The following is a 9,652-nucleotide window of genomic DNA, read 5'->3' as shown; positions in this document are numbered from 1 at the left end:
TTCTTTTGGCGAAGCAAAAGAAAGTATGCCCGCCCCGCAAGGGCGGAAAACAACGGTCGAAAAGGCGACCTACCCAATCAGAACTGCTTAACCTCAATATTCAACGTCTGAATCCGATAGGCAATCTGCCTCGGCGTCATCCCCAGAATCCGCGCCGCCTTGGCCTGCACCCACCCGGCCTGCTCAAGCGCCGCGATCACCCGTTCCTTCTCCGACAGGTTCGGATCGTCGATGTCGAGATCGGCCGCAGCCGCCGAAACCGGGCTGGAGGCCGGCGCAATCGCCCGCAACGGCCGCGGCGTACTCCGCTCGCGCGAACTCGGGAAGCGGATCAGATCGACGTCGATCACGCCATCCTCCGACAGCACGGCCGCCCGCTCCAGGCAGTTTTCCAGCTCGCGCACGTTGCCCGGCCAGTCGTGGCTGGCCAGGCGGCGGTTGGCCATGTCGGTCAGCGTCAGCTTGCGTTTCTGGTCGTTGCCGATCTTGCTCAGCAGGTGGCGGGCGATTTCCGGGATGTCCTCGATGCGCTCGCGCAGCGGCGGCAGGAAGAGCGGCATGACGTTCAGCCGGTAGAACAAGTCCTCGCGGAAGTCGCCCATCTCGACGGCGGTTTCCAGGTCGCGGTGCGTGGCGGCGATGATGCGCACATCGACCTTGACCGTCTTGCTGCCGCCGACCCGCTCGAACTCGCCTTCCTGCAGCACGCGCAGCAGCTTGGCCTGGAAGGCGGGTGACACTTCGCCGATTTCGTCGAGGAACAGGGTGCCGCCGTGCGCCTGCTCGAAGCGGCCCTTGCGCGCTTCGACGGCGCCGGTGAAGGCGCCGCGCTCGTGGCCGAAGAGCTCGGATTCGAGCAGGTTTTCCGGCAGGGCGGCGCAGTTCAGCTTGACGATGGCGGCGCGGGCGCGCGGCGAGTTGTAGTGGATGGCGTTGGCGATCAGTTCCTTGCCGGTGCCGGTTTCGCCGCGGATCAGCACGGTGGTGTTCCACTTGGCGACCATGCGCGCCTGGTCGAACACCCGGCGCATCACCGCCGAGCGGCCGACCATGCTGTCGAAGCCGAACTGGTGGCGCACGGTGCGCCGGAGCAGGTCGCGTTCCTCGAGCAGCGACGACTTTTCCTGCGCCACTTCCTGCGACAGGCGCAGGCTCTGGCCGATCAGGTTGGCGACCATCTCGACGAACTGGGCGCGCTCCTCGAGCAGGCCGTCCTCCGGGCCTTCCGGCTGGACGGCAAGGACCCCCTTGAGGTCGCCGCCGACCTTGATCGGCACGGCGATGAAGGGCAGTTCCGGATCGTAGACGCGGGTCCGGTTCAGGAAGTTGGGCTCGTCGGCGACGCGCGGCAGCTTGATGGTGCGCGGCCGTTCCAGCACCAGGCCGATGATGCCTTCGCCCGGGCCGTACTGGGCGTCGTCCCGGACCGGGCCGTCCGGGCTGTAGATGGAGTGGATGCTGAGCTTGCCGCTTTCCGGATCGACGACGCTGATCAGGCCGCGCGCCAGGCCGGCTTCGTCGTGCAGCACGCGCAGCACGTCGCGCAGGGTTTCGTTGAAGTCGAGCGAGCGGCTGAGCACCCGGCTGACGGCGTAGAGCGCCGCCAGGAGCAGGATGTTCAGCTCGTGCGTCCGGCAGTAGCCGCCGGTCGGCGGGCATTCGTCGTTGGCGTTGGCGATGTGGATGTGATCGTGCATGTCGTTCTCGTGATCGCTCAGATCGGGTCGCCGTCGACGCGCAGTTCGACGATCGCCGCGCAGCCGCCGCTCGGGCTTTCGTCGAGGTCGATGATGCCGCCGTGGTCGGCGACCACCTGCTGGGCGCGCGACAGGCCGGTGCCGATGTGCTTGCCGCTGCCGTTCTTGGCCGTGAAGAAGGGCTCGAAGGCCTTGACCCGCCATTCGGGCGGGATGCCGGGGCCGGAATCGAGGACGGAGACGACGATGCGGTCGTCCGCCACGGCCGAGACCAGGCTCAGCTCGCGGCGTTTCCAGCCCTTGACGTTCATCGCCTCGATGGCGTTGTCGAGCAGCGCCTTGAACAGCATGCGCAACTGCAGCGGGCGGCCGAGGATGGAGGGCAGCGTCGCCGCCGGTTGCCAGTCGACGACGATGCCGGCGGCGAGCAGGCGCGGCGTACTGACCTCCAGCACGTCGCGCAGGATTTCGTTGATATTGACGCCGACGACGATCTCCTGCGGGCTTTGCGGGATCACCTGGCGCAGGGTTTCCATGTGTTCGCGGCTGCTGCCCAGGGCCATCTGCAGCATCGATGCGGTGTTCGGGTCGCGCCGCTGGAGCACGGCGACGGCCGAGGCCATCATGTTCATCGGCTCCTCGAGGCGGAAGAGGGCGGCCGACAGGCCTTCGCGGATCGCCGCCGTGCGTTCCTCCTCGGCCAGCACGGCCTGCAAGGCCGAAGCGCGGGCCTTTTCCTGCTCATCGCGCAAGCTGGTGATGTCGGAAATGACCAGCAGCAGACCGGGTTGGCCGGCGGCGCAGAAGTAGCTATCGACGCAGTCGCTGTGCATGTCGATGACCGACGAGGTCACCGACAGCCAGCGCGGGCGCTTGGCATGGCGGTCGATGCGCGCCTCGCGGCTGGCGAAGGCGCAGCGGGAAGGTTCCCCGGCCAGCAGGTCGGGCCAGCCGGGAACCAGGGTGTCGAGCAGGGCGTGCGCCGGTTCCTTGGCACGCAGGTCGGTGACCAGCTTCTTGTATTCCTGGTTGTCGAGAATGACGCGGCCGGTCGGGTCGAGCAGGGCGAAGGCCATCGGCGCGGCATCGACCACCGATTCGATCAGGTGCTTCTGGTTGCGGACCATGCGCTCCAGGCGGTGCAGCTCGGTGATGTCGCGGTGCATGCCGAGGAAATGCGTGGTCTTGCCCGCCGCGTCGACAACCGGCGAAATGCTCAGTTCGGCCAGGTAGAGCGCGCCGTCCTTGCGCCGGTTGAGCAGCTTGCCGGACCACGGCCGTTGCGCCGACAGCTCGCGCCACATCGCCTGGTAGAGCTCGGGCGGGGTGGTGTGGTTGGAGAGCACCGACTCGTTCTGGCCGACGATCTCGTCCGCCGCGTAGCCGGTGACGCGGGTGAAGGCCTCGTTGGCGAACAGGATGTTGGCCCTGGCATCGGTGATCGACACGGCGAGGTCGGCCTGGTCGACGGCCTGGCGATAGGCTTCCGGGGGGAGCGCGGCGCGGCTTGCGGCATCGACAGGTTGCGGGGCACGCTGGGCAACAGGCATCGGGAGTCTCCGTCAATTCAGGTTTGTCCTTCCTTAGCAGGTTCCGTGCCGCCGTTGTGCACTGCACACAATGTGCCGATACGACGGGCTTTGGGAGGAAATGCGACGAATGGCGTGTCGTGTTTGCGACACGCCGGGCGGGCTGAAATGCACCGGTTTTGTGCATTGCGCACGGAAAGCCGCATCGGCGTGGGGTTCATGCTGCATTGCAGCGATTGGCACGCCTTATGCAGTGGAGGGGCAAAACAGCGAGTACGCCGACCATGACACCCTCTCAAGCCCTGACTATCGACAGCCAAGCCAAAATGTTCAGACACGGCCTCATCCTTGGCCTGTTCTGCCTCGGCTTCGGGCTGCTGCTGGCGATCACCGACGAGATCACCCTCGACAACATCGCCGCGCGTGCCATGGAGGACAAGCAGAACTCGCTTGGCCAGGTTCTGCCGGACGAGCTGCACGACAACAACCCGGTCACCGACACCCTGGAGCTGACAACTGCCGAAGGCAAGCCGGTAACCATCTACCGGGCCAGGAAGGGCGGCAAGGTGACCGGCGTCGCCTTCGAAATCTTCGGCACCGGCTACGCCGGCGAAATCAAGCTGATGATGGGCATCGCCGCCGACGGCAAGGTGCTCGGCGTGCGCGTGCTGGCGCACAAGGAAACGCCGGGCCTGGGCGACAAGATCGAGGTCAAGAAGGGGCCCTGGATCGAGCGCTTCACCGGCTTGGCTATGGGCAACCCGCCCATCGAGCGCTGGAAGGTGAAGAAGGACGGCGGCGATTTCGACCAGTTCGCCGGCGCCACGATCACGCCGCGCGGCGTGATGGCAGCGATCCGGGGCGGCCTGGAATTCTTCGCCGAACACCAATCCCAACTGACGAAGGCAGACTGACATGGCAGACAGCGACTACAAGACGATCGTCAAGGACGGTCTGTGGGACAACAACGGCGTGTTCAGCATGCTGCTCGGCATGTGCCCGACCATGGCGATGACGACCAGCGCCACCAACGGCTTCGGCATGGGGTTGGCCACCGCGGTGGTGATGGCCGCTTCGAGCTACCTGGTCGCCGTCTTCCGCAACCGGATCAGCACCGAGGTGCGCATCCCGGTCTACATCCTGATCGTCGCCGCCATGGTGACGGTGGTCGATCTCGGCATGAACGCCTGGATGCACGAACTGTACAAGGTGCTCGGCCTGTTCATCCCGCTCATCGTTTCCAACTGTCTGCCGCTTGCCCGGCTGGAAGCCTTTGCCGCCAAGCAGGCACCGACGCCGGCCTTTCTTGACGGCCTGTTCATGGGCCTGGGCTTCACCATCGCGCTGACCGTGATCGGCGCGGTGCGCGAAATCATCGGCTCCGGCACCCTGTTCGCCGACGCCTCGCTGCTCCTCGGGCCGAGCTTCAAGGTTATCGAGATGCGCCTGTTGCCGGCCGACATGGGTGTGCTGATGATGATCCTGCCGCCCGGCGGCTTCATCGTCACCGGCCTGCTCGTCGTCGGCAAGCGCCTGCTCGACCTGGCCGCCGGCAAGGAAATCCAGATGGCCGGGGCGCACGCGCTGTGATGACGGAGTCCGTGACCATGACCGCCCTCCCTGTCATCCAGCCAGCGGCCACATCGTCGGTCGAAGGCATCGCCCGCGTCGTGCGCGTCCTCGGCGACCAGGTCTGGCTGGAACCGGAACAGACCACCAGCTGCGGCCACTGCGCGTCGAGCGCCAGTTGCGGCACGCGCGAGGCGGCCGGCATGGGCTCCGTGACCAGCCGCCTGCAGGCGCGCCGGTTCCTGCTCGACAACCCGGACGGACAGGACTTCCGCGAAGGCGAACGCCTGGTCGTCGGGGTCAGCGAACGGGCGCTGCTCAAGGCCGCGCTGACCGCCTACGGCCTGCCGCTGCTTTTCGCCCTGGTCACTGCTTCCGTCGTCCAGGGCTTGTATGGCCGGGACGAGACCACCTTGCTCGGCATGCTAGCCGGCCTCGGCCTCGGCCTGCTCGCCGCCCGCCTCAACGCCCGCCGCCTGGCTGCCCGCGGCGAACTGGCGCCGCGCTTCGTGCGCCGCGCCCGGGCCGACGAAACCTGCGCTTCTGTATAGGAACGACGATGAAAGAATTTGCCCTGATGATGATCGGTGCCGCCCTGGTGAACAACGTGATCCTGGCGCGCTTCCTCGGCCTCTGCTCGTTCATGGGCGTCACCACGCGGGTCGATACCGCGGCCGGCATGGGGCTGGCCACCACCTTCGTGATCACCGTGTCGTCAATGGCCGACTGGGCGGTGCAGACCTGGCTGCTCGATGCCTACGGCCTCGGCTTCCTGCGCACCGTGACCTTCATCCTGGTCATCGCCAGCGCCGTGCAATTCACCGAAATGACCATCAAGAAGGTGTCGCCCAGCCTGTTCCAGATGCTCGGCATCTACCTGCCGCTGATCACCACCAACTGCGCGGTGCTCGGCGTCGCGCTGCTCTTGGTCGAAGGCAAGATGAGATTCCTCAGCGCGACCATGTTCGCCTTCGCCTCGTCGGTCGGCTACAGCCTGGTCATGATCATTTTCGCCGGTCTGCGCGAGCGTCTCGCGCTGGCCGAGGTGCCGCGCCTGTTCGCCGGCCCCCCCATCGCCTTCGTCGTCGCCGGCATGCTGGCCATGGCCTTCATGGGCTTCTCGGGAATGCCCACGAGCTGAACGCTAAACAAAGCTTAAGGAGAATGATCATGTTGATGTCGGTTGGAAGTCTCGCGGCGATGGGCCTGACGCTCGGCAGCGTGCTCGGCATCGCCTCGCGCTACCTGGCCGTCGAGGCCGACCCGATCGAAGCCGAATTGCAGGCCATGCTGCCCGGCTCGCAGTGCGGGCAGTGCGGCTACGTCGGCTGCGCCCAGGCGGCTGTCGCGCTGGCCAAGGGCGAAGCGCCGGTCACCCTGTGCCCGCCGGGCGGCAAGGCGACGGCCGAGGCGCTGGCTGCCAAGCTGGGGGTCAAGGTCGATCTGTCGGCGGTGGCCGATACCGGCCCGCGCATCGCCGAGGTCACCGAGGAAATCTGCATCGGCTGCTGCCGCTGCATGAAGGTGTGCCCGACCGACGCCATCATCGGCGCCGCCAAGCAGATTCACAACGTCATCCGCGAGGCCTGCACCGGCTGCTCGTCCTGCGTCGATGTCTGCCCGACCGAAGCCCTGAGCATGGCCCCCATCCCGGTCACGCTGCAACACTGGACCTGGCCCAAGCCGATGTCGGCTGCGGCTGCGGTCCACGCCTGAGGAGTTCATCATGGGATTTCTCGACCGTTTCCTGAAGGCCCCGAACTGGGGCGTGCATCCGGAAGACCACAAGCGGCCGGCGGCCGACGTGGCGCTCCGCATCCTGCCGACGCCGGAGCGCGTCTATATGCCGCTGAGCCAGCACGTCGGCGGCGCCGCGCGGCCCGTCGTGCTGGTCGGCCAGAAGGTGCTCAAGGGCCAGCTGGTGGCCGAAGCGCAGGGCAACATCTCGGCGCCCATCCACGCGCCGGTTTCCGGTACGGTGAGCGCCATCGGCGAGGTCACCGCGCCGCATCCGTCCGGCCTGCCGTTCAAGGCGATCACCATCGATTCGGACGGCCTCGACCGCTGGATCGACGCCGGCGTGCTGGTCGATCCGTTCGCCGCCGCGCCCGAGGAAATCGCCAAGCTGGCCGCCAAGGCCGGCGTGGTCGGCCTGGGCGGCGCAACCTTCCCGTCGGCCGTCAAGTTCGCCCTCGGCAAGCGCCTGAAGGTCGGCACGTTGATCGTCAATGGCGGCGAGTGCGAACCCTACCTGTCGAGCGACGACCGCATCATGCGCGACTTCGCGCATCAGGTGGTCGATGGTGCCCGGCTGGTCATGCACGCCATCGGTGCGGCTGAAGCGCTGGTCGGCATCGAGGACAACAAGCCGGAAGCCATCGCCGCCATGCGCGCGGCCGCCCAGTCCTATCCCGAGGTCAGGATCCGGCCGGTGCCGGCGCGCTACCCGATGGGCTCCGACAAGCAGCTGATCCAGACCCTGACCGGCAAGGAAGTGCCGTCCGACGCCCGCGCCGCCGAAGTCGGCGTGCTGGTCCATAACGTATCGACCTGCGCCGCCGTGCATAAGGCCATCCGCCTCGGCCAGCCGCTGGTCGAGCGCATCGTCACCGTCAATGGCGGCACCGTCGCCACGCCGGGCAACATCTACGCGCCGCTCGGCACCATGATCAGCGAGCTGCTGGCCTTCACCGGCCTCAAGGAAACGCCGTCGCGTCTGATCCTCGGCGGCCCGATGATGGGCACGCCGCTGCTCCACGACCGGATTCCGCTGGTCAAGGGCGCCTCCGGCATCCTCGCCTTCGACGCGGTGGAAGCCTTCGTGCCCGAAGCCGGCCCCTGCATCCGCTGCGGCAGCTGCACCAAGGCCTGCCCGATGGGCCTGCTGCCGCTCGAAATGGCTGCCCGCATCAAGGCGGGCGATCTCGAAGGAGCCGAAGCCTATGCGCTGCAGGACTGCATCTCCTGCGGCTGCTGTGCCTACGTCTGCCCGTCGCACATTCCGCTGGTCCAGTACTTCAGCCACGCCAAGGGCGAGCTGACCGCCGCCGAGCGCACCAAGCTGCGCACCGAGGCGACCAAGCGCCTGGCCGAGGCGAAGACGGCCCGCATCGAGCGGGAAAACCGGGAGAAGGCCGAAGCCGCCGCCCGCCGCAAGGCCGAGCGGGAAGCCGCCAAGGCCGCGGCGGCCGCCGCGCCGTCGGTCGCCGCCGAGAAAACCGAGGGAGCTTCAGCATGAGCCACGCATATGGAACACCGGTCGCCGCACCGCACACCACGACCAGCAACAGCCCGGGGCGCATCATGGCCCTGGTCATGCTGGCGCTCGCTCCGGCCACGCTGTATGGCTTCTGGCTCTACGGCTGGCCGGCCTTCTACCTGTGGCTGATCACCGTTGCCGCGGCGATGCTGGGCGAAGGCTTCTGCCTGCGCCTGATGAACCGCAACGCGATGCCCGTGCTGCACGACGGTTCGGCAATCCTCACCGGCTGGCTGCTGGCGGTTTCCCTGCCGCCCTGGGCGCCTTGGTGGATCGGCGTCTTCGGCGGCCTGTTCGCGACGACGCTGGGCAAGCAGGCTTTCGGCGGCATCGGCCAGAACCTGTTCAACCCGGCCATGGTGGCGCGGGTTGCGCTGCTCATCTCCTTCCCGGTCCAGATGACGGCCTGGGTGGCGCCGCTGCCGCTGTTCAGCGCCGGCGCCCCGGGCCCGCTCGAAGGGCTGCTCATCGTGCTGCGCGGCGTGCCGCCTGCCTTCGATGCGGTGACCAGCGCGACGATGCTCGGCTTCGCCAAGACCGAGTTGTCGCGCGGCATCAATCTCTTCGAATCGCTGCAGCAGGCGCCTGCCTTGTCGTGGCTTGGCAGCCGCCCGGGCAGCCTGGGCGAAACGGCGGCCTGGCTGATCGCGGCCGGCGGCGTGGCGATGATGTTCCTGCGCATCATCACCTGGCACATCCCGCTGGCCATGCTGGTCGGCATCGCGCTGCCGGCGGCGATCCTGCATGCGGTCGATCCGGCGCGCTACCTCGACATGGGGGCGCACGTGCTGTCCGGCGGCGCCATGCTCGGCGCCTTCTTCATCGCCACCGACTACGTCACCTCGCCCAATGCGCCGCGCGGCCAGCTGATCTTCGGCTTCGGCTGCGGCGTACTGACCTGGGTGATCCGCACCTGGGCCGGCTACCCGGAAGGCATCGCCTTCGCGGTGCTGCTGATGAACTCGCTGACGCCAATCATCGATACCTATTTCAAACCACGCATCTACGGCCGCGACCGCAAGGGAACGCCGTTGCCGACCGCCAACTGAGGGAGGTAAGACGTCATGCAAATCGGTGTTGCCTATTCCGAACCGGGGCAGCAGATCTGGCTCAACATCGAGGTGCCGGATGAATCGACGGTCAAGGAAGCCATCGAACGTTCCGGAATCCTCAGACAGTTTCCCCATATCGACCTGGGAGCCCAGAAAGTCGGGGTTTTCGGGCGGCTGGTCAAACTCGATGCCGCGTTGAAAGCAGGCGACCGCGTCGAGATTTACCGGGGAATCGTAGCCGACCCCGAAACCGTCCCCCGGCGGGACATCAATGAAGAAGACTGACCACAATGCCCATAAAAATAAGTGTGGCACGCGAACGCGTGCCGGGAGAACATCGTGCGGCCCTAGTGCCGGATATCGCCAAGAAATTTCTTGGCCTGGGGGCCAGGGTCGCGCTTGAGCGCGACGGTGGCCTGGAAAGCCATTTCATGGACGCCGGTTATGAGGGCGTCACGATTGCCGGCGATGCGGCCGAGGCCTACACCGGTGCCGGCCTGATCCTTCGCGTCACGCCGCCCAGCGCCGAGGAAATCGCCGCCATGC

The 9,652-nt window shown here is 67.0% G+C and carries 10 protein-coding genes and 1 pseudogene; 9 read left to right on the top strand and 2 right to left on the bottom strand.

Annotation, left to right across the window (positions count from 1 at the left end):
- Window positions 1-77: 77 nt before the first annotated feature.
- Together nifA and nifL are read right to left on the bottom strand one after the other, a co-directional pair.
- Window positions 78-1,697: a nif-specific transcriptional activator NifA gene (gene nifA, locus Q0P59_RS19430; protein ID WP_295009498.1), complete on the bottom strand. Its 1,620-nt coding sequence runs from the start codon at window positions 1,695-1,697 to the stop codon at window positions 78-80.
- 17 nt (window positions 1,698-1,714) lie between these two features.
- Window positions 1,715-3,247 carry a nitrogen fixation negative regulator NifL gene (gene nifL, locus Q0P59_RS19425; RefSeq protein ID WP_295009497.1) on the bottom strand — a complete coding sequence of 511 codons (1,533 nt, stop codon included), beginning with the start codon at window positions 3,245-3,247 and terminating at the stop codon, window positions 1,715-1,717.
- A gap of 305 nt (window positions 3,248-3,552) precedes the next feature.
- Between nifL and rsxG the strand changes: the two genes are divergently transcribed.
- The 9 genes and pseudogenes from rsxG to Q0P59_RS19380 form a co-directional block, all read left to right on the top strand.
- Complete coding sequence (gene rsxG / locus Q0P59_RS19420; RefSeq protein ID WP_295009494.1) at window positions 3,553-4,140, top strand: electron transport complex subunit RsxG; 588 nt, start codon at window positions 3,553-3,555, stop codon at window positions 4,138-4,140.
- A 1-nt stretch (window position 4,141) separates the two neighbouring features.
- Window positions 4,142-4,816, top strand: a complete 675-nt coding sequence (locus Q0P59_RS19415) for an electron transport complex subunit E (RefSeq protein ID WP_295009492.1) — start codon at window positions 4,142-4,144, stop codon at window positions 4,814-4,816.
- 17 nt (window positions 4,817-4,833) lie between these two features.
- Window positions 4,834-5,346, top strand: a complete 513-nt coding sequence (locus tag Q0P59_RS19410; protein WP_295009490.1) for a SoxR reducing system RseC family protein — start codon at window positions 4,834-4,836, stop codon at window positions 5,344-5,346.
- Between the two features lie 8 nt (window positions 5,347-5,354).
- On the top strand, window positions 5,355-5,936 hold the full coding sequence (gene rsxA / locus Q0P59_RS19405) for an electron transport complex subunit RsxA (RefSeq protein ID WP_295009488.1): 582 nt from the start codon (window positions 5,355-5,357) through the stop codon (window positions 5,934-5,936).
- A 29-nt stretch (window positions 5,937-5,965) separates the two neighbouring features.
- Entirely contained in the window at window positions 5,966-6,511 is a 546-nt protein-coding gene (locus tag Q0P59_RS19400; RefSeq protein ID WP_295009486.1) for an RnfABCDGE type electron transport complex subunit B, read from the top strand.
- A gap of 10 nt (window positions 6,512-6,521) precedes the next feature.
- Window positions 6,522-8,033, top strand: coding sequence for an electron transport complex subunit RsxC (gene rsxC / locus Q0P59_RS19395; protein WP_295009483.1), 1,512 nt, complete (start codon window positions 6,522-6,524; stop codon window positions 8,031-8,033).
- Window positions 8,030-9,103 (top strand): RnfABCDGE type electron transport complex subunit D, encoded by a 1,074-nt coding sequence (locus Q0P59_RS19390; protein ID WP_295009482.1) that lies wholly within the window; start codon window positions 8,030-8,032, stop codon window positions 9,101-9,103. Before rsxC ends, Q0P59_RS19390 begins: the two co-directional genes overlap by 4 nt.
- A gap of 15 nt (window positions 9,104-9,118) precedes the next feature.
- On the top strand, window positions 9,119-9,391 hold the full coding sequence (locus Q0P59_RS19385) for an RnfH family protein (protein WP_295009480.1): 273 nt from the start codon (window positions 9,119-9,121) through the stop codon (window positions 9,389-9,391).
- A gap of 23 nt (window positions 9,392-9,414) precedes the next feature.
- A pseudogene (locus tag Q0P59_RS19380) lies at window positions 9,415-9,652 on the top strand (NAD(P)(+) transhydrogenase (Re/Si-specific) subunit alpha); the annotation flags it as partial.

This window comes from uncultured Dechloromonas sp., from assembly GCF_945957265.1.
Taxonomy (GTDB): domain Bacteria; phylum Pseudomonadota; class Gammaproteobacteria; order Burkholderiales; family Rhodocyclaceae; genus Azonexus.
The sequence above is the reverse complement of the archived record's forward strand: the minus strand, read 5'-3'. Positions and strand labels throughout refer to the sequence as shown.

Coding starts and splice junctions, on each gene's coding strand:
- nifA (WP_295009498.1), bottom strand. CDS start 1,697: ATGCACGATCACATCCACATCGCCAACGCCAACGACGAATGCCCGCCG.
- Q0P59_RS19400 (WP_295009486.1), top strand. CDS start 5,966: ATGTTGATGTCGGTTGGAAGTCTCGCGGCGATGGGCCTGACGCTCGGC.
- rsxC (WP_295009483.1), top strand. CDS start 6,522: ATGGGATTTCTCGACCGTTTCCTGAAGGCCCCGAACTGGGGCGTGCAT.
- Q0P59_RS19410 (WP_295009490.1), top strand. CDS start 4,834: ATGACCGCCCTCCCTGTCATCCAGCCAGCGGCCACATCGTCGGTCGAA.
- nifL (WP_295009497.1), bottom strand. CDS start 3,247: ATGCCTGTTGCCCAGCGTGCCCCGCAACCTGTCGATGCCGCAAGCCGC.
- Q0P59_RS19390 (WP_295009482.1), top strand. CDS start 8,030: ATGAGCCACGCATATGGAACACCGGTCGCCGCACCGCACACCACGACC.
- rsxA (WP_295009488.1), top strand. CDS start 5,355: ATGAAAGAATTTGCCCTGATGATGATCGGTGCCGCCCTGGTGAACAAC.
- Q0P59_RS19385 (WP_295009480.1), top strand. CDS start 9,119: ATGCAAATCGGTGTTGCCTATTCCGAACCGGGGCAGCAGATCTGGCTC.
- rsxG (WP_295009494.1), top strand. CDS start 3,553: ATGTTCAGACACGGCCTCATCCTTGGCCTGTTCTGCCTCGGCTTCGGG.
- Q0P59_RS19415 (WP_295009492.1), top strand. CDS start 4,142: ATGGCAGACAGCGACTACAAGACGATCGTCAAGGACGGTCTGTGGGAC.